14 protein-coding genes and 1 pseudogene are annotated in these 19197 nt (G+C 62.7%); 12 read left to right on the top strand and 3 right to left on the bottom strand.

The genetic code is table 11. The features are described from left to right. Positions 1–4: 4 nt before the first annotated feature. The 8 genes from HOY34_RS14550 (at position 5) to HOY34_RS14515 (ending at position 11584) form a co-directional block, all read left to right on the top strand. Positions 5–1486, top strand: a complete 1482-nt coding sequence (locus tag HOY34_RS14550) for an OmpA family protein (protein ID WP_172364115.1) — start codon at positions 5–7, stop codon at positions 1484–1486. Between the two features lie 21 nt (positions 1487–1507). Further along, complete coding sequence (locus HOY34_RS14545; protein ID WP_172364113.1) at positions 1508–2113, top strand: helix-hairpin-helix domain-containing protein; 606 nt, start codon at positions 1508–1510, stop codon at positions 2111–2113. A 187-nt stretch (positions 2114–2300) separates the two neighbouring features. After that, positions 2301–3893, top strand: coding sequence for a lysine--tRNA ligase (locus tag HOY34_RS14540; protein ID WP_172364111.1), 1593 nt, complete (start codon positions 2301–2303; stop codon positions 3891–3893). 236 nt (positions 3894–4129) lie between these two features. Then, positions 4130–6421, top strand: coding sequence for a glycosyl hydrolase family 28-related protein (locus HOY34_RS14535; protein ID WP_172364109.1), 2292 nt, complete (start codon positions 4130–4132; stop codon positions 6419–6421). A gap of 63 nt (positions 6422–6484) precedes the next feature. Continuing rightward, positions 6485–6712, top strand: a complete 228-nt coding sequence (locus HOY34_RS14530) for a hypothetical protein (RefSeq protein ID WP_172364107.1) — start codon at positions 6485–6487, stop codon at positions 6710–6712. Positions 6713–6852: 140 nt separating this feature from the next. Then, positions 6853–8835, top strand: coding sequence for an acetate--CoA ligase (gene acs / locus HOY34_RS14525; protein ID WP_172364105.1), 1983 nt, complete (start codon positions 6853–6855; stop codon positions 8833–8835). Then, complete coding sequence (locus HOY34_RS14520) at positions 8832–9506, top strand: adenylate kinase (protein WP_172364103.1); 675 nt, start codon at positions 8832–8834, stop codon at positions 9504–9506. Before acs ends, HOY34_RS14520 begins: the two co-directional genes overlap by 4 nt. A 296-nt stretch (positions 9507–9802) precedes the next feature. Beyond that, entirely contained in the window at positions 9803–11584 is a 1782-nt protein-coding gene (locus HOY34_RS14515) for an MFS transporter (RefSeq protein WP_216654769.1), read from the top strand. 107 nt (positions 11585–11691) lie between these two features. On the opposite strand, the gene HOY34_RS14510 is transcribed toward HOY34_RS14515, so the two are convergent. Both HOY34_RS14510 and truA read right to left on the bottom strand, forming a co-directional pair. Continuing rightward, positions 11692–11982, bottom strand: a complete 291-nt coding sequence (locus tag HOY34_RS14510; protein ID WP_172364101.1) for a hypothetical protein — start codon at positions 11980–11982, stop codon at positions 11692–11694. Positions 11983–12058: 76 nt separating this feature from the next. Then, entirely contained in the window at positions 12059–12856 is a 798-nt protein-coding gene (gene truA, locus HOY34_RS14505) for a tRNA pseudouridine(38-40) synthase TruA (RefSeq protein ID WP_172364099.1), read from the bottom strand. Between the two features lie 107 nt (positions 12857–12963). Between truA and HOY34_RS14500 the strand changes: the two genes are divergently transcribed. Together HOY34_RS14500 and HOY34_RS14495 are read left to right on the top strand one after the other, a co-directional pair. Next, a complete protein-coding gene (locus tag HOY34_RS14500; protein ID WP_366926965.1) occupies positions 12964–14376 on the top strand; it encodes a YcjX family GTP-binding protein in 1413 nt (470 codons plus the stop codon). Continuing rightward, entirely contained in the window at positions 14373–15413 is a 1041-nt protein-coding gene (locus HOY34_RS14495; protein WP_172364095.1) for a YcjF family protein, read from the top strand. The genes HOY34_RS14500 and HOY34_RS14495 overlap by 4 nt, the downstream gene beginning before the upstream one ends. Before the next feature lie 131 nt (positions 15414–15544). Here the strand turns inward: HOY34_RS14495 and katG are convergent, their stop codons facing one another. After that, the gene (gene katG / locus HOY34_RS14490; RefSeq protein WP_172364093.1) at positions 15545–17722 is read right to left on the bottom strand and encodes a catalase/peroxidase HPI; all 2178 of its coding nucleotides are present in this window, start codon (positions 17720–17722) and stop codon (positions 15545–15547) included. Between the two features lie 197 nt (positions 17723–17919). On the opposite strand from katG, the gene HOY34_RS14485 reads away from it, so the two are divergent. Continuing rightward, positions 17920–18846: a hydrogen peroxide-inducible genes activator gene (locus tag HOY34_RS14485; protein ID WP_172364091.1), complete on the top strand. Its 927-nt coding sequence runs from the start codon at positions 17920–17922 to the stop codon at positions 18844–18846. A gap of 256 nt (positions 18847–19102) precedes the next feature. Beyond that, positions 19103–19197, top strand: a pseudogene (locus tag HOY34_RS22140) (glutamine amidotransferase); the annotation flags it as partial.

Genomic DNA, 19197 nt, shown 5'->3' with positions numbered 1-19197 from the left:
TCATATGCGCAAGCCGCTTGGTGTTTTGGCCCTTGTGTTGGGCGTTGGCGGATTGGGGCTTTGGGCCCGCGCCTATAATGCACATGAAATTGAACAGAAGATTACGGCCGAGGCGGCGGGCATCGTCGCCCCAGCGATCCACGGCATAACATCGACCGTATCAGGCCGCGACATTACAGCAAAAGGCATCGCCGATACCGAGGCCGAGAAATCCGGCATCCTGGCGGCGCTGAACGGCCTGCCGGGGCGGCGGGTGGTGCATGATCAGATCACGGTGCTGCCAAAGGTCAGCCCCTATGAAATGTCTCTGACCAAAGCAGAGGGCGCAGAGGCGCTGACGGCCGCGGGCTCGGTTCCTTCCGAGGCCTTTCGCAAAGACATAGCCGCCCTGCCCGGCCACCCCGACCCCGGCCCGCTGGTGCTGGCCTCTGGCGCGCCTGCGGATTGGGACAGGCTGGTCAAAGCCGCCGCCGCCGCGCTGCAGCCGCTGGATTTCGGCACCGCCAGCCTGACGGATGACCGGCTGGTCGTGACGGGCCAGGCCCGCACCCCGGCTGAGGCTGATCTTGTCCATGCAGCGCTGCAAGACCTGGCCGCTGACAGGGTCGAGGTCAGGCTGGACCTGCTGGATGACGGCACCCCGCCAGAGTGGCATTTCAGCTATGACGCCTTTTCGGGCGCACAGGTGAGCGGAAAACTCCCGGTGGGTCTGGACGAAAAGACGATCTCAGCCGCGACCGGCATCCCGTCTGTCTATAGCCCGGCGCATCAGGCGCTGATCGGTGAGCCAGGGCATGAGGCCGCACTGCTCGGGGTTCTGGCCCCATGGTTTCCCTCAGTCGAGCGCCTCAATGCGAATATGGCGCCGGGCAAGGCGGAGATCTTCGCCGAGGTCGGCCCGGGCAGCAATACCGCCCTGCTGACTGAAACGCTGCAAAGTGGCATGAAAGCGATCTCGCCAGAGCTGGATGTCAGCGTCACTGTCCAGGAGGTCGCGCCCCGAGGGGATGAGGGCGAGCAGCGCACCAACGCCATCACCGGGCAGACCGAAGAGCTGCGCGGCGGATATTGGCTGCCGGTGGCGAATATCACGCCCTCGCTGACCGAATGCACCGCACAGGCCGATGCGATCCTGGGCCGCTCGACGATCAATTTCGTCTCAGGCTCGGATCAGCTGAGCGCCGATGCCCGCGCGGTGATCAACCAGCTGGCCTCGGTCGTTCTGCCCTGCACCGGAACGGGCGGGCTGCAGGCGAAAATCGGCGGCCATACCGATGCCACGGGTGATGCCGAGATGAACCTGGGCCTTTCGCAGCGCCGGGCGGTGGCGGTGCGCAAAGAGCTGATCGCGCGGGGCATTCCGGCGGGTGATCTCAGGGCGCAGGGATATGGCGCCAGCCAGCCCGTGGCCACCAATGACACCGAAGAGGGCAAAGCCGCCAATCGGCGCACAACCATTGAATGGACCGGGGAAGGTCCGCAGTAACAGATTCTTGGGAGAATCAGGATGTTTCAGAATTGGGGGTTTCTTCTCGGCGAGATCTGGGTGCTGCTGGTGCTCGCCGCGCTGGTTGGGCTGTTTGCGGGCTGGCTGATCTTTGGCCGCCGCGAGGCCAGCGTCACCGTTGACACGTCAGCGGCGGATGCCGCGACAGCAGAGGCGGCGCGGCTGCGGGTCAGCCTTGGCGATTGTGAAAAGGCGCGTGGCAGCGCGGATGGGCGTATAGCCGCGCTTGAGGGCGATCTGGCAAAGGCGAAGGCCGACCTTGCGGCCTGCAATGCCCGCGCAGCCGAGGTCGTGGCCCCGGTAGCGGCCCCGGCGCCGCTGCTGACGCCGGTCGCAGCCAGCAAGCCCGTGTCGCTGACCGCCGCACGTGGTGGCAAGGCCGATGATCTGAAGCTGATCAAAGGCATTGGTCCGGTTCTCGAAGAGCTGTGCCACAAGCTGGGCTATTACCATTTCGACCAGATCGCCGCCTGGACGGATGCGGAAATCGCCTGGGTCGATGAGAACCTGGAAGGGTTCAGGGGCCGCGTCAGCCGCGACGAATGGGTGCAACAGGCCCGCGACCTGGCCGCTGGCAAGCCACCGCGTCCGGATGGCGAGCACTGAAGATATAGCAACAAAAGGGGCCATCCGGCCCCTTTTTCATTGTGGAAAGCCACAAGCGCCCTGCCCTGCACATTGACGCCCCCGGCCTGCGGCAATAGAGCGTTATGGGCTTGCCCGGCCCTTTGGCCCGGCCCCCACTCATGCCCTGGCACTGTCGCCCGGGCAGATCATGTAAAAGGAAATTCTCATGTCTGAGCTTCGCGATGCGGCGATGAAGTCGAAAGCCTGGCCTTTCGAAGAGGCCCGCGCGCTGCTTAAACGCTATGAGAAGAAGGCCCCCGAAAAGGGCTATGTGCTGTTCGAGACCGGCTATGGCCCCTCGGGTCTGCCCCATATCGGCACCTTTGGCGAGGTCGCACGCACCACAATGATCCGTCGCGCGTTCGAGGCGATCTCGGACATCCCGACCCGGCTGATCTGTTTTTCCGACGATCTCGACGGGATGCGCAAAGTGCCGGAAAATGTGCCGCAGCAGGATCTGCTGAAGGCCAATATCCAAAAGCCGCTGACCTCGGTTCCCGATCCTTTCGGCGAATATGAAAGCTTTGGCCATCACAACAACGCCATGCTGCGGCGGTTCCTGGATACCTTCGGCTTCCAGTATGACTTCATCTCTTCGACCGAATTCTACCGCGCTGGCCTCTTTGACGCCACGCTGAAGCTTTGCGTCGAGCGCTATGACGAGATCATGGCGATCATGCTGGCGTCTTTGCGCGAGGAACGTCAGCAGACCTATAGCTGCTTCCTGCCGATCCATCCGGAAACAGGCCGGGTGCTTTACGTGCCGATGAAGTCGATCGACAAGGTGAACCACACCATCACCTTTGACGATGAGGAAGGCCGTGAATGGACGCTGCCCGTCACCGGCGGCAATGTGAAACTGCAGTGGAAGCCCGATTTCGGGGCCCGCTGGGCGCAGCTCGACGTTGATTTCGAGATGTATGGCAAGGATCACTCGACCAATACGCCGATCTATGATGGCATTTGTGAGGTTCTGGGCGGGCGCAAACCCAACCACTTCACCTATGAGCTGTTCCTTGATGAGGCGGGTCAGAAGATCTCGAAATCCAAGGGCAACGGGCTGACCATCGACGAATGGCTGACCTATGCCTCGGCGGAATCGCTGTCCTATTTCATGTATCAAAAACCGAAAACGGCCAAGCGGCTGTGGTGGGATGTGATCCCGAAGGCGGTCGATGAATACCACCAGCAGCTGAAGGCCTATCCCGATCAAACGATCGAGCAACAGGTCAACAACCCGGTCTGGCATATCCACAACGGCAACCCGCCGAAATCGACCATGGTGGTGCCTTTTGCGATGCTGCTGAATCTGGCCTCGGTGGCGGGTGCCAAGGATGCGGCGGGCCTTTGGGGCTTTATCAAGCGCTACGCGCCCGAGGCCTCGCCCGAGGCAAACCCCGATCTGGATGCGGCCGCCGGTTTCGCGCTGAAATACTTCCAGGACAAGATCGCGCCGAGCCGGACCTACCGCCTGCCGACCGATCAGGAACGCGCCGCGATCCTCGATCTGCGGGCGCGCTTCGCGGCCTTCACCGGGCCCGAAGAGGGCCAGGCCGAGGATGAGGCGCTGCAAACCATCGTCTATGCGGTCGGCAAGGACCATGGGTTCGAGCCCCTGCGTGACTGGTTCAAAGCACTCTACGAGGTGCTTCTGGGCGCATCCGAAGGCCCACGCTTTGGCGGTTTCGTCGCCCTTTACGGCGTGACCGAAAGCATCGCGCTGATCGACCGCGCCCTGGCCGGCGAATTGGCGGGCTGAGTTGGCAGGCTGAGTTGGCGGGCTGATCGGGCCGCATTTACAGATCATTCAAAGGGGGCTTCGGCCCCCTTTTTCATTGCCACTTTTCGTTGCCTGCCGCGCCGCTGCTGCGGACGGCGACCTGAGGCCGCGTTAACCCTTTGTTGATACTTCCCTCGGCTGCAGCGCGGGGCGCAGATGTCCGGCGCATTGGCTTTGCCTGTTTTGGGCAGGCACAATCTGGCGGGGGTCATAAGATGAACAAGGCAATCACCGAGGGTCTGACACTGATGCCGCAGCCCTTTGCAGCGGGGCTGGCGCATTGGTCGCAATCGAATGGGCGGCCGGGCGATGCCTCTTATGAGGGCAGCGCGACCGCCGGACTGGTGGGGGCAGACCAGGATTTCGGCACCTGTCTTGAGCTGCAGAAATCCTCGGCGACCCAGCGGCTCCGGGCCTTTGCGCAAACGCCTTTGCGGCCCGATATGTATCTGCGGGTGACCGTGCGGATCAAGGCGGTCGCAGGCAATCTGCCAGCGGTGCGGATCGCGGCCTGGGCGGGGAACGCGGCGGGCACCAATGTAGGCGCGGTGCCGCAGACGGCGACGGCGGTCAGCCTTTCCGCCTATGGCGAGGTGGTGACGGTGCAGGCGATCATCGGCGCGGGCAACCGACCGGGCGTTGATCTGGTCTGGGGCCATCAGCCGGTCTTTGCCCATATTGGCCTTGATCTGACCGGCCCGAATGGCGGCACGGTCAGGATCGCAGATATCGAGGTCGAGGATGTCACCTCTTTCTGGCTGCGCGACCTGAGTGACGTGGTCGATGTGCGCGACCATGGCGCGTTGGGGAATGGTACCACCAATGACATGGCGGCCTTTCAGCGAGCCGATGCGGCGGCGGGCGGGCGCACGATCCTGGTGCCCGCAGGCAATCACCTGATCCAGGGCAATCTGACCGTAAACTCTCCGATCCGCTTTGTGGGCACCGTCAGCGTGCCTGCCGCGAACCGCCTGGTGCTGACCCGGAATTTCGATCTCGAAAGCTATTCCCGCGCCTTTGGCGGCGATACCGAGGGGTTTAAGCGCGCCCTGCAGGCTTTGTTTTACTACAATGACCATGTGACCTTTGACATGTCGGGCCGCCGGGTCGATCTGTCGGAACCGATTGATGTGGCTGGTCTTTCCGGCCAGACCAGCTTTTCCAACCGCCGCGTTTTGCGCAATGGCTCGCTGAATGCGGTCAGCTCAACCGGGTGGAATATCGAAACCTTCACCTCGACCGCCACCTATACACCCGGCACGCATCACACCCGGCTGACCGGGGTCAGCAATGTCGCCAATATCCCGATCGGCGCCCTGGTTGAGGGCAGCGGCGTCGGGCGTGAGGTCTATGTGCGTGCAAAAAACATCGGCGCGGGCTGGGTCGATCTGTCCGAGCCGCTGTTCGGCGCCGCAGGCACCCGCACCTATACCTTCCGCCGTTTCAGATACATGCTGGATTTCGGGGGCTTTTCGCTTCTGAACCGCTTTGAGATCCATGATGTCGAGTTCAACTGCCTCGGCCTCGCTTCGGGCGTGATGCTGCCTGCGGCGGGCTCGGTCAATCGGTTCGAGAATTGCACCTTCAACCGCCCGAAACATCGCGGGATTTCCTCGGCCGGGACGGGCTGCCAGGGGATGCATGTCGATTACTGCCAGTTCCTGTCAGACGAGCAATCGCTTCCGGCGCAAAACCGCACGACGATTGCAATGAACGTCAACGCCAATGACGTGAAGCTGCGCAACAACCGCGTCGTCCGCTTCCGCCATTTCGCGGTGATGAACGGCACCTCGCATATGATCCAGTCGAACCATTTCTTCCAGGGCGATGATATGGCGGCGGGGGTGCGTCTGGCGGGGATCGTGCTGACCCAGACCAATGTGGCCACCGTGATCACCGGCAATTACATCGACAATTGCTTCATCGAATGGGGCAATGAACATGACGCCGCGCCCGAGTTCAACAATGAGTTTTCCTTCGGCGGGCTGAACATCGTCGGCAATATCTTCATCGCCTCAGATGTCAGCTCGGCCTTTCGCTGGGTGGTGATCAAACCCTATGGGCCCGGGCATTTCCTGAACGGATTTTGCATGGAGAACAATACCTTCCGGGTGTTCAACGCCACTGTTGACCGGGTTGACCGCGTCGACACCACGCATTCCGGCCTGGACTTTACCCGCTCACGCGATGTGCGGGTCTCGGCCAATACCTACAATCAGGTGGCGCAGTCGATCTCAAACCCGGTGGTGATCCAGCACATTCAAAACACCAATGCCGAGACCTGGTCGGTGAATGCTTCGGCCTTCATTCCCTTTGGCGGCCGTATCCGCATGGTCGAGGCGGTGCAGGCCGAAAGTGCGATCACCAATGCGGCCAATGCGCTGCGCTATATCTCGCCGACCGCGATCCCGGGGGCAGGCAGCAATGGCAATCTGGTGCAGCTGCGGTGGGGCGAGGCGGTCAAGGGCCGCGCCATTGTCACCATGCGGATGGATGTTCCGACCTGAAAGGCGAAACATGGGGATCAGGAAAGGCGGCCTTCGGGCCGCTTTTCGCATTCGGACCGCGCCGTGATCGGGCGCCCGAAGCAGCGAATCATTTTGTTACCCGGCAGCGCCGCCGAACAGAAAGTATCTTGCCGCAAATACCCCGCCCCGAGGCGTGATGCGCAATCATCAGCAAAGCCTCGCGTTTCTGTGAAGCCCCAGGTTGTTGAAAAAAATGTCAAACTTGTGACAAACGCGGAAAAAATTTACATCGTTGACAGTTATTCGGTCAATATTTTTACTGAAAAATGATTGTGCCAACGGGGGTTACCAAAAAATTCACCTGCCGCTAGACTGTCACAAGGGAGTGAGCAGCCGCGAGCCAGGCCTGACCGGAAATCGGCGGCTGACATATGTCGTGACTGTGTTTGCCGAAGTCTGGGGAGGATGCCATGAAAGACCAGCCCAATCCGAAAGTGTCGAATCCGGGCGCAAGCCGTCCGCCGTCAGCGGATTTCGTCGCCTCGGCGCATGTCGATGCGGCAGGCTATGCGCGGCTTTACGCGGAATCCGTGGCCTCGCCCGAGGCCTATTGGGCACGTGAGGGGCTTCGCCTCGACTGGATCCAGCCCTATCAGTCGGTCAAAGAGACCAGCTTTGCACCCGGCAATATCTCGATCCGCTGGTTTGGCGATGGCTCGCTGAACGTCGCTGCGAATTGCATCGACCGCCACCTGATCGACCGGGCCGAGCAGACCGCGATCATCTGGGAACCCGATGATCCCAGCAAGGAAGATGCAAAACACATCACCTATCGTGAGCTGCTGGAGCAGGTCTCGCGTATGGCCAATGTGCTGAAATCGCATGGCGTGAAGAAGGGCGACCGCGTCGTTCTTTACCTGCCGATGATCCCCGAGGCCGCCTATGCCATGCTGGCCTGCGCCCGGATCGGCGCGGTGCATTCGGTTGTTTTCGGTGGCTTTTCGCCGGATGCGCTGGCCAACCGCATCAATGATTCCGAGGCCAAAGTCGTCATCACCGCCGACTGGGCGCCGCGTGCGGGCAAGAAAACCGGGCTGAAAGACAATACCGACAAGGCGCTCTTGCATTGCTCGGACCGGGTCAAATGTCTGGTCGTGAAGCGCACCGGCGAGCAGACCTCCTGGGTCTCGGGCCGCGATTTCGACCTTTTGGCCGAGATGGCCGAGGCCCGCCCCTATTGCCCCTATGTCGAGGTCGGGGCCGAGGATCCGCTGTTCATCCTTTACACCTCTGGCTCGACCGGAAAGCCCAAGGGCGTGGTGCATACTTCGGGCGGCTATCTCGTCTATGCCTCGATGACGCATCAATATACTTTTGATTACCATGATGGCGACATCTACTGGTGCACCGCCGATGTCGGCTGGGTCACCGGGCACAGCTATATCGTCTACGGCCCGCTGGCGAATGGCGGCACCACGCTGATGTTTGAAGGCGTTCCGACCTTCCCCGATGCAGGCCGCTTCTGGGAGGTCTGCGCCAAGCACAAGGTCAACCAGTTCTATACCGCGCCGACCGCGATCCGCTCACTGATGGGGATGGGGCCGGAGTTTGTCGAAAAGCACGATCTGTCGTCTCTGAAGGTGCTTGGTTCGGTTGGTGAACCTATCAACCCCGAAGCATGGGTCTGGTACGACAAATATGTTGGAAAAGGGAAACTGCCGATCGTTGACACCTTCTGGCAGACCGAGACCGGCGGCCATATGCTGACGCCGCTGCCGGGGGCTACGGCGACGAAACCCGGCTCGGCAACCTTCCCCTTCTTTGGCGTGAAACCCGTGGTTCTTGACCCGCAAACCGCGGCGGAACTGACCGAGACTGAGTGCGAGGGCGTGCTCTGTATCTCGGACAGCTGGCCGGGGCAGATGCGCACGCTCTGGGGCGATCATGCGCGGTTCGAAGAAGCATATTTCAGCCAGTATAAAGGTTACTATTTTACGGGTGACGGCTGCCGTCGTGACGCGGACGGATATTACTGGATTACCGGCCGTGTCGATGATGTCATTAACGTCTCCGGCCACCGGATGGGCACGGCAGAGGTGGAATCCGCCCTTGTCGCGCATGAGAAAGTGGCCGAAGCGGCAGTTGTCGGCTATCCGCATGACCTGAAGGGCCAGGGCATCTATGCCTATGTCACGCTGATGAATGGCGTGGCGCCCTCGGCAGAGCTGCGCAAAGAGCTGGAAACCTGGGTCCGCACCGAGATCGGCCCGATCGCCAAACCCGATCTGATCCAGTTCGCGCCGGGCCTGCCCAAGACCCGCTCGGGCAAGATCATGCGCCGCATCCTGCGCAAGATCGCCGAGAATGACTTTGGCGCGCTTGGCGATACCTCGACGCTGGCCGACCCTTCGGTCGTCGATGACCTGATCGAGAACAGGATGAACAAGGGATGACCAGCGCCGAGACCCCCGTTCTGATCCTGCTTGGCCCCCCCGGGGCCGGCAAGGGCACCCAGGCCCGCATGCTGGAAGAAGAGCAGGGCCTCGTCCAGCTGTCGACCGGCGATATGCTGCGGGCGGCAGTGGCCCAGGGCACGCCTGCGGGCCTTGCCGCAAAGGCCGTGATGGAGGCAGGCGCGCTGGTCTCGGATGAGATCGTGCTGGCGATTTTGCAAGAGCGCATGGCCCAGCCCGACTGTGCCCGGGGCATCATCCTGGATGGGTTCCCGCGCACCGATGGCCAGGCCGCCGCACTTGAGCAGCTGCTGGCCGACCAGGGCCTGCGGATCACCGCAGCTGTCAGCCTTGAGGTCGATGATGAGGCGATGGTGGGCCGGGTTTCGGGCCGCTACAGCTGCGCAAAATGCGGCGAAGGCTATCACGACAGCTTCCGCCAGCCCGCCCATGCCGGCACCTGCGACAAATGCGGCGCAAGCGAGATGAAGCGCCGCGCCGATGACAATGCAACGACGGTGCGCGAACGGCTGAAGGCCTATCACGCCCAGACAGCGCCCCTGATCGCCTTTTATGAGGCGAAAGGCGTTTTGCAACGGATCGATGCGATGGCAGCCATCGATGAGGTCCGCAGCGCCCTTGGCCGGGTTATCGGCCGGGTGGCGGTCTGACAGGTCACTTTCCGGGGTTGGAGGGCCCCGGGCGGTGACAGGAGGAGGAAGCGCCTGCAGATCCCTGCAGGATTTCCAAAGCAGAAAGCGCTGATCCCCAAAGGATCGGCCAGGCGGGCCACATGCCCTGGCTGCAACCGCAGCCGCAACAGGGCACTGCCGGAACCGTCAAAACCCAGCCGCAGCGCGATGATCTCGTCTGCGGGCGGAGGAGATGTTTTTGCATCCGACAGGGACGCAAAGGCCAACAGAGGGAGAGGCCGACCCGAACGGGCGGCAGGCAAGGAGGAAGCCATATGGCAGCATCAACCCCGGACGTGCGCGACCGCTCACGCCCCATGACCAAAGAAGAGAAGAAGGTTATTCTCGCCTCTTCTGCGGGCACGATCTTCGAATGGTATGATTTCTATCTTTACGGATCGCTGGCCGCCATCATCGGCGCACAGTTCTTCACCCCCTTCCCCGAGGCCACCCGCAACGTCTTTGCGCTGCTGGCTTTCGCGGCGGGCTTTATCGTGCGCCCCTTCGGCGCGCTGGTTTTCGGGATGCTGGGCGACCTTGTCGGCCGTAAATACACCTTCCTGATGACCATTCTGATCATGGGCTTCTCGACCTTCATCGTCGGCATCCTGCCCAGCTACCACTCCTGGGGGGTGGCTGCACCGATCATCCTGATCATCCTGCGCATGTTGCAGGGTCTGGCACTTGGCGGCGAATATGGCGGGGCGGCAGTCTATGTGGCGGAACACGCGCCGCAAAACCAGCGCGGCTATTTCACCGCCTTTATTCAGACCACGGCCACGCTGGGCCTTTTGCTGTCGCTGATCGTCATTCTGATGGTGCAGGGCTATGTGAACGGCAACTTCCCCGACCAGCCGGTGCTGGATGCGGCAAGCCAGCCGGTTCTGCTGGCAGATGGCACCCCGCAGATGATGAAGGCCTTCAACGCCTGGGGCTGGCGCATTCCGTTCATCGGCTCGCTGGGGCTGCTGCTGGTCTCGCTTTATATCCGCGTGACCATGAATGAATCCCCCGCCTTCAAGAAGATGAAGGAAGAGGGTTCCGCCTCGAAAGCGCCGCTGCGCGAAGCCTTCGGCAACTGGAAAAACGGCAAGATCGCTCTGATCGCGCTGTTCGGTCTGACCGCAGGCCAGGCTGTGGTCTGGTACTCGGGCCAGTTCTACGCGCTCTTCTATGTGCAAAACGTCATCAAGGTCGACAGCTTCACCGCCAACGTCTTTGTGGCCTGGTCGCTGATCCTCGGCACCTATGGCTTCATCTTCTTCGGCAAGCTTTCCGACCGTATCGGCCGTAAGCCGATCATCCTGGGCGGCTGCCTGATCGCTGCAATCACCTATTTCCCGGTCTTTGGCTTCCTGACCAAAACCGCGAACCCGATGCTTTACGCAGCGCATCAGACCCAGATCACCGTGACCGCAGACCCGAATGACTGCTCGTTCCAGTTCAACCCGGTCGGCACCGCGAAGTTCACCAATTCCTGCGACATCATCAAAGCTGGCCTGACCGCACGTTCGGCCAATTCTGAGACGGTCGACGGGGCTGCGGGCACCCTCGCTTCGGTGAAAATCGGCGAGACGGTGATCCAGGGCTATTCGGGTGTTGCAGCGGATGCCGCAGACCAGAAGAAGCGTTTCGACACCGAGCTGAACGACGCACTCAGCGCCGCAGGCTATCCGGTTGCAGGCCAGCCTAATGAAACGGTTGCCGTGGCGAAGAACTTCTTCGACATCTTCACTGGCCAAAAGCTGACCATCGTGCTGACCCTGACCTATCTGATCATTCTGGTGACGATGGTTTACGGCCCGATTGCCGCAATGCTGGTCGAGCTTTACCCGACCCGGATCCGTTACTCCGGCCTGTCGCTGCCCTATCACATCGGCAATGGCTGGTTTGGTGGCCTGCTGCCTGCGACCGCTTTTGCGATCTCGGCGCAGTCCGGCAATATCTACGCGGGTCTCTGGTATGCAATCGTCGTCGCGCTGATGACGGTGGTGATCGGGGCGCTGTTCGTGCCGGGTGGCACGCATAAGAAAGACATCTTCGCAGATCAGAAATGAGCATCTGATCCGCGTGGAAAGCAGAACGGGCCGGGGATTTCCCCGGCCCGTTTTCATATCGCCGTTTTCATTCCAATGCCCCCCGCCAAGGCCAGGGGCTGAATTGTTCAGCCTTTTCCGCCGCGCAGGCGGGTGACCAGCTCCCAGATCCCAAGGATAATTCCGGCCAGGATCGCATTGGTCACCAACCCCGCACCGATCTGGGTTTGCGCCGGCACCGGGCTGTCCTGGGTCAGGGTCATCGGGATCAGCACGGCAACAAAGACCACGCCCGCCGCCAGCGGGATCACCGTGCCGCTGACCGCGCGGGTGCGCATCATCGTCCATACAAGGCCAAGCAACAGGACGATGCGGAACGGCTCGGCGAATTGTGATACGATGATCTGGCTGAATGTCATGTGAACGCTCTCCCTTTTATGGCTTTGGGTTAAGCCAAAGAGGCCGCGCGGTCTATGTTTTCCTGCAGCCAGGGCGTCAGCCCGCCTCATCCCCGCCCACCTCATCCCCGAAGGGATCAACCGGATAGCAGGCCTTCGTCAGATAAAGCCCTTCTGGCGGGCAGACCGGGCCACAGGCGGCGCGGTCGCGGGCGCGAAGCGCCTCTGCCACACGCGCGGGTGCCCAGGACCCTGCCCCCACCCTTTCAAGCGTGCCCACGATCGAGCGCACCTGGTTGTGCAGGAAGCTGCGCGCCCGCAGGTAAAGGCGGAACTCGGTGCCGCCCGGGGTGTCATGGCATAGGATGCGGATCTCATCGATGGATTTCACCGGGCTTTGCGCCTGACACATGGTCGAGCGGAAGGTGGTGAAATCATGCTTGCCGATCAGATGCGCCGCGCCTTCGCGCATCGCGCCCAGATCAAGTGCGCCGCGCACCTGCCAGACCCGCCCTGCATCCAGCACCGCAGGGGCCCGACGCGCCAGCAGGCGAAAAAGATAACGCCGCTCGATGGCGGAAAAGCGGGCATGGAAATCATCGGGCACCTGCGCACAGGCGGTGATCGCCACCGGGGCCGGTTTCAGATGCCAGTTCAGCGCCTCGGCCAGGCGAAAGGGATCCCAGGGCTTTGCCAGATCGACATGCGCCACCTGGCCCGTGGCATGAACGCCCGCATCGGTGCGGCCAGCGGCTGCGATGCGGTGCTCGCCAGGTTCCAGCCGGGCCAGCGCCTCTTCGATGGCCTGTTGCACCGATGGCTGCCCGCCCGCCTGGCGCTGCCAGCCGTTGAACGGGCCACCGTCATATTCGATCCTGAAAGCATAGCGTGGCATGATGCGCCGCTTAGCCGAATTGCCCGCTTTCGTCCACCTTCCCAATCGGCGCCCGGCCCCCTATCTTTGGCGCCAGACAACAGGGGGCTGGTTTGGCACTTTTCGGCATTACCGACAGCATCACCCGCAGCATAGACCAGACCCAGGCCGGGATATCAGGCCTTTTGTTCGAGCCGGTGCTGCGGCTGGGCGTCACTGGCCTGTCCAGGGCGGGCAAGACGGTTTTCATCACCTCGCTGATTGCCAATCTGCTGAACCGTGGCCGGATGCTGCAGCTTTCCGCCGCGCGTGAGGGGCGGATCGAGGCGGTTCACCTGCAGCCCCAGCCCGATCTGACCCTGCCCCGGTTCGACTATGAAAACCACCTTGCGGCGCTGACCGGGGATGATCCGCGCTGGCCTGCCTCAACCCGCTCGATATCCGAGCTGCGGCTGTCGTTTCGCACCCGGCCCGCAGGCTGGTTTTCCGGCTGGCGCGGGCCGCAGGTGATGCATCTCGATATCGTCGATTACCCGGGCGAGTGGCTGCTGGATCTGGCCCTGATGGAGAAAGACTTTGCCGCCTGGGCCGAGGATACGCTGGCCATCGTCGCAAAACGCGCGACCAGGCTGGCCGAGGCGCGTGATTTCCTGGCGCTGGCCCGGGCCGAGGATGGGGCGCTGGCGCTGGATGAGGCGCGGGCCCAGGTGCTGGCCGCCGCTTTCACCCGCTATCTGAATGCCGCGAGGGCTGCGGGCTGGTCGGATTGCACACCGGGGCGGTTCCTGCTGCCCGGCGATCTGGCGGGCAGCCCGGTGCTGACCTTCGCCCCCCTCCCGCAACCCGCCGAGGCCGGGCGAGGCTCGCTCTGGCGCGAGATGATGCGCCGCTTTGAGGGCTATAAGGCGAAGGTGGTGACGCCGTTTTTCCGCGACCATTTCGCCCGCGTTGACCGCCAGATCGTGCTGATGGATGTGCTGGGCGCGATCCATCAGGGGCCGCAGGCGGTCGAGGATCTGCGCAAGGTCATGGCAGAGGTGCTGACCGCATTCCGGGTCGGGCGCAGCTCGTGGCTGGCCACGCTTTTGGGCGGAAAACGGGTCGAGAAGATCCTTTTCGCCGCCACCCGCGCCGATCACCTGCACCATGAGCAGCACCCGGCCCTGACCGCGATCACCGAGGCGCTGGTCGGTGACGCGAAACGCCGCGCCGAGTTTTCCGGCGCAGGCGTCGCGGCGCTGTCGCTGGCCAGCCTGCGGGCAACGGTTGAGGAAAAGGTCAGCCGTGACGGCCAGGAACTGCCCGCCGTGCGCGGGCGGCTGCTGAGCACCGGCAGGCAGGCGGTGATGTATCCGGGGCTTTTGCCCGCTGATCCCGCCCGGATCCTCTCGCCCGCCCGCGAGGGGGCAGAGGCCTGGCTGGATGCGGAATTCGGCATGATGGAATTTGCCCCCGCCCGGCTAAGCCTGCGCCCGGGCGAGGGCCCGCCCCATATCCGCCTTGACCGCGCCGTCGAATTTCTGATCGGAGACCGGCTGTGAATTATCCAGATCCCCCCGCAGCGCCCCGTTCCGTGCGTCCCTTTGTCGAAGAGATTGACGGCAATGAGATCCCCGATGCCGATCCCGCCGCCGCGCCTGTGGTGGATGAGATCAGCGAGGCCGACCTTGCCCTGCAGCGCATGGCGGATCTGGCCGGGCAGCGCCGCTCTGGCTTTGCGCGGCTGGCGATCTGGGTTTTCACCACGCTTTTCACCTTTGTGCTAAGCGTCGCGGCCTGGGATTTCACCACCTCGCTTTTCGCCCGCAATGCGTTTCTGGGCTGGGTCGCTTTCGTGCTGATCATATTGGCGGTGCTGGTGGCGCTGATCATGGCGCTGCGCGAAGCGCTTGGTTTTGCCCGGATCGCGCGGCTTGATCACCTGCGCCATGCCGCAGCCGAGGCGCATCAAAGCGCCGATCTGAAGGCGGCAAGGGGGGTCTGCGGCCATATTCGCGGCCTTTATCAGGGCCGCCCCGAGGTCAGCTGGGGCCTGAGCCGCTTTGAGGCGGTCGAGGCCGATGTGATGGATGCCGATGCGCTGATGGCGCTGGCCGAGACCACGATCCTTGCGCCCCTTGATACCCAGGCCGTGGCAGAGGTCGAGGCTGCGGCCCGCCGCGTGGCCCTGGTCACAGCCCTGGTGCCGCTGGCTTTGGCCGATGTGGCGGCGGTGCTTTATTCAAACCTGGCGATGATCCGGCGGATTGCGGCAATCTATGGCGGGCGGGCTGGGTTTCTGGGCAGCTGGAGCCTGATGCGGCGGGTGTTTTCCTCGCTGCTGGCGGCGGGCGCGGTCTCGCTGGCCGATGATCTGATGGGCTCGGCGCTTGGCGGCGGCGTGCTGTCAAAGCTGTCGCGTCGCTTTGGCGAGGGAGTGGTGAACGGCGCCCTGACCGCGCGAATTGGCGTCGCCGCGATGGAGCAATGCCGTCCCCTGCCCTTTCGCGCTGTTTCGCGGCCCGGGGTTTCCGGGCTGATTACAAGGGCGCTGGCCGGGCTGGTGCCGCGCGGGAAGAGTGAGGCCTCTGAAAGCTGAGGGGATGGGATGGCGGCGGATGTCAGGGGGCGCTGCCCCCGTCTGCCTTTGGCAGCCTCCCCCGGGATATTTAAGGACAGATGAAATGGGCAGAAAAGGCCCCGGAATGGGTTCCGGGGCCTTTGATTTTGTTACGCTTTGAGGTCGAAACGGTCGCTGTTCATCACTTTGACCCAGGCCTTGATGAAATCATTAACCAGCTTTTGCCGATTGTCGTCCTGGGCATAGACCTCGGCAATGGCGCGAAGGATCGAATTCGAGCCGAAGACCAGATCGACGCGGGTGGCGGTGAAGGCCTTTGCGCCGGTCTTGCGGTCCTGGATCTCATAGGTCGATTTCGAGACCGGCACCCATTTGAAGGCCATATCGGTCAGCGTGGTGAAGAAGTCATTCGTGAGCGCGCCGGGAGTTTTGGTGAAGACGCCATGGGCCGAGCCGCCATGGTTCGCGCCGATCACCCTGAGCCCGCCGAGGAGGACGGTCATCTCGGGCGCGGTCAGCCCCATCAGCTGGGCGCGATCAAGCAGCAGCTCCTCTGGCGAGACGGTGTAATCGGCTTTGACCCAGTTGCGGAAGCCGTCATGGATCGGCTCAAGGGGCGCGAAGCTTTCCGCATCGGTCTGGGCGTCACTTGCGTCACCGCGGCCTGGTGCGAAGGGAACCTCGACGCTGAAGCCGGCCGCCTTCGCGGCCTGTTCCACGCCGACGCCGCCCGCCAGCACGATCACATCAGCGAGGCTTGCGCCTGCGGCTTTGGCGATAGGTTCAAGGATTGACAGGACGCGCGCCAGACGGGCGGGCTCATTGCCTTCCCAGTCTTTTTGCGGGGCAAGGCGGATGCGGGCCCCATTCGCGCCGCCCCGGTTGTCAGACCCCCGGAAGGTGCGGGCCGAATCCCAGGCGGTGGTGACCAGGTCCTGGACCGACAGGCCCGAGGCGGCGATTTTTGCCTTTACCGCCGCCACGTCATAGCCCGTGCTGCCTGCCGGGATCGGATCCTGCCAGATCAGATCTTCTGCCGGAACATCCGGGCCGAGGTAGCGGGATTTCGGGCCAAGATCGCGGTGGGTCAGCTTGAACCAGGCGCGGGCAAAAACCTCTGAGAAATAGGCCTGATCTTCTTTGAACCGCAGCGAGATTTCGCGGTAGCCCGGATCAACCCGCAGCGCCATATCGGCATCGGTCATCATCGGCATCACGCGGATCGAGGGATCCTCGACATCGACCGGCTTGTCTTCCTCGGCAATCGAGACCGGCTCCCACTGATGGGCGCCTGCGGGGGTCGTCACGATATGCCATTCATGTTTGAACAGCATCTCGAAGAAGCCATTGTCCCATTTGGTCGGGTTGGTGGTCCAGGCGCCTTCCAGCCCCGAGACGACCGTGTCACGACCAATGCCGCGGGTTTTGGTGTTCATCCAGCCAAGCCCCTGGAATTCCGGGCCAGCCGCTTCGGGGTCGGGCGAGAGGTTCGCGGCCGAACCATTGCCGTGGCATTTGCCGATCGTATGGCCACCGGCGGTCAGCGCGACGGTTTCCTCATCGTTCATCGCCATGCGCGAGAAGGTCTCACGCATTTGCGCTGCGGTTTTCAGCGGATCGGATTTGCCATTCACGCCTTCCGGGTTCACATAGATCAGACCCATCTGCACGGCGGCCAGCGGATTTTCCAGCGTGTCGGGCTTTGCCACATCGCCGTAACGGGTGTCAGAGGGGGCCAGCCATTCCTTTTCCGAACCCCAATAGGTGTCTTTTTCGGGATGCCAGATGTCTTCGCGGCCAAAGGCGAAACCGTAGGTTTTCAGGCCTGCGACCTCATAGGCAATCGTGCCCGCCAGCAGGATCAGGTCGGCCCAGGACACCGCATTGCCGTATTTCTTCTTGATCGGCCACAAGAGGCGGCGGCCCTTGTCGGTATTGACGTTATCGGGCCAGGAGTTCAGCGGCGCGAAACGCTGGTTGCCGGTATTGCCGCCACCGCGCCCATCCGTGACGCGGTAAGAGCCGGCCATATGCCAGGCGGTGCGGGCGAACATGCCGACATAGCTGCCCCAGTCGGCGGGCCACCAGTCCTGGCTGTCGTTCATCAGGGCGCGCAGATCGGCCTTCAATGCCTCGACATTCAGGCCCTTCAGCGCCTCACGATAGTTGAAGCTTTGCCCCAGAGGGTTGGTTTTCGTGTCATGCTGGCTGAGGATATCGAGGTTCAGCGCATTCGGCCACCAGGCCATAACGCTTTGGCCCAGCTCGGTATTTGCGCCATGGGCCACCGGGCATTTGCCGCCCGCTTTCACGTCATTTCCGTTCATCTGATCCTCCGACTGGCTGCGATCTCGCGTAGCGTGTTGTCCGTCCTGGCACTTCGGTGCGGCAAAGCTTTGATGCGGCGAAACGGCCACCCTTTGCAGCGGATCCGAATCCTCTGTGCCCTCGGCTGTCAGCAGGTTAGCCAGGTTTTGGAATAATTCAAAATTGCAAAATCTTACGCCTGCGATAAGCTGTGCTGATGAACAGCCTGACCATGAAACACCTGCGCTATTTTGAGGCCCTGTCGCGCCATGGCCATTTTGGCCGTGCGGCAGAGGTCTGCGCGATCTCGCAGCCCGCGCTTTCCATGCAGATCCGCGAGTTAGAGGCGCTGATGGGCGCCCCCCTCGTGGAACGCGCCGCGCGGCGGGTGCGGCTGACGGCTTTGGGCGAGGAATTTGCCACCCGCGCCCGCGCCATTCTGCATTCGGTCGATCAGCTGGGCGATCTGGTCCGCGCCTCGGGGGATGAGCCGGGCGGTATGCTGCGGATCGGCGTGATCCCGACCGTGGCCCCCTATCTGCTGCCCGCGCTGATCCAGGACCTGGCCCGCCGATGGCCCGCCATCGACCCGCGCCCGCGCGAGGCCGTGACGCGCACGCTGCTGGCCGATCTGACGGAGGCGCGGCTGGATATGGCGATCCTTGCCTTGCCGATCCAGGAGGCCGCCTTCGAGGCTGTGCCGCTGATCGACGAGGAATTCCTGCTGGTGCGCCCCGAAGCCGAGTCCGGTCGCCCGGTTCCGGATGCCGAGGGCCTGGCCGAGATGCGGCTTTTGCTGCTGGAAGAGGGGCATTGCTTCCGCGACCAGGCGCTGTCTTTTTGCAAGATCCCCGCCGCCACCCGGCCGCGCGACCTGATGGAGGGCAGCTCGCTGTCCACCCTTGTGCAAATGGTCGGGGCGGGAATCGGCGTCACGCTGATCCCCGAAATGGCGCTGCCGATTGAGACACGCTCGGCCCGGGTAACCGTTGACCGCCTGGCCGCGCCGCGCCCCAGACGCAGCATCGGCATGATCTGGCGACGCTCTAACCCATTGAGCCCGCAGCTTTTACGCATCGCCCAGACCCTCAGCCAAAGCCTGCCCGCCGCGCTGGCCTTACAGGCCCGCGACCAGCAGCGCTGACAGCCGCCTGCCGCATGTCACGCGCCCCGTCTGCGCAAGCGCCCCGTCTGCACAAGCGCTTCGTGTGCTGAAAGCGCCCTGCCTGCTGCAAGCGCCCCGTCTGCTGAAGGCGCAGGCAGCGGCTGCCTGAAAATGCGGCAAACACCCTGTTTCATGCGCCGCAACTTTCCCATCATTCAACTTTCTTTCTTGCTGTTTGTTTCTTTGGTTTGTTAGGCTTTGTTTGCGCCAGAGCTAATTTTAGGGAGACGGGGCCATGTGCGGCATTGTCGGCTTGTTTTTGAAGGACCGTTCGCTGGAGGCCGATTTGGGCCGTTTGCTGACGGATATGCTGATCACGATGACGGATCG

The sequence above is a fragment of the Pseudogemmobacter hezensis genome (genome assembly GCF_013155295.1).
Taxonomy (GTDB): domain Bacteria; phylum Pseudomonadota; class Alphaproteobacteria; order Rhodobacterales; family Rhodobacteraceae; genus Pseudogemmobacter; species Pseudogemmobacter hezensis.
The sequence above is the reverse complement of the archived record's forward strand: the minus strand, read 5'-3'. Positions and strand labels throughout refer to the sequence as shown.

What these genes read in the sequence shown, in the direction of transcription:
- HOY34_RS14540 (WP_172364111.1), top strand. Translation starts at nt 2,301, where the DNA reads ATGTCTGAGCTTCGCGATGCGGCGATGAAGTCGAAAGCCTGGCCTTTC.
- katG (WP_172364093.1), bottom strand. Translation starts at nt 17,722, where the DNA reads ATGAACGGAAATGACGTGAAAGCGGGCGGCAAATGCCCGGTGGCCCAT.
- HOY34_RS14515 (WP_216654769.1), top strand. Translation starts at nt 9,803, where the DNA reads ATGGCAGCATCAACCCCGGACGTGCGCGACCGCTCACGCCCCATGACC.
- HOY34_RS14535 (WP_172364109.1), top strand. Translation starts at nt 4,130, where the DNA reads ATGAACAAGGCAATCACCGAGGGTCTGACACTGATGCCGCAGCCCTTT.
- HOY34_RS14545 (WP_172364113.1), top strand. Translation starts at nt 1,508, where the DNA reads ATGTTTCAGAATTGGGGGTTTCTTCTCGGCGAGATCTGGGTGCTGCTG.
- HOY34_RS14550 (WP_172364115.1), top strand. Translation starts at nt 5, where the DNA reads ATGCGCAAGCCGCTTGGTGTTTTGGCCCTTGTGTTGGGCGTTGGCGGA.
- HOY34_RS14510 (WP_172364101.1), bottom strand. Translation starts at nt 11,982, where the DNA reads ATGACATTCAGCCAGATCATCGTATCACAATTCGCCGAGCCGTTCCGC.
- truA (WP_172364099.1), bottom strand. Translation starts at nt 12,856, where the DNA reads ATGCCACGCTATGCTTTCAGGATCGAATATGACGGTGGCCCGTTCAAC.
- HOY34_RS14485 (WP_172364091.1), top strand. Translation starts at nt 17,920, where the DNA reads ATGAACAGCCTGACCATGAAACACCTGCGCTATTTTGAGGCCCTGTCG.
- HOY34_RS14520 (WP_172364103.1), top strand. Translation starts at nt 8,832, where the DNA reads ATGACCAGCGCCGAGACCCCCGTTCTGATCCTGCTTGGCCCCCCCGGG.
- acs (WP_172364105.1), top strand. Translation starts at nt 6,853, where the DNA reads ATGAAAGACCAGCCCAATCCGAAAGTGTCGAATCCGGGCGCAAGCCGT.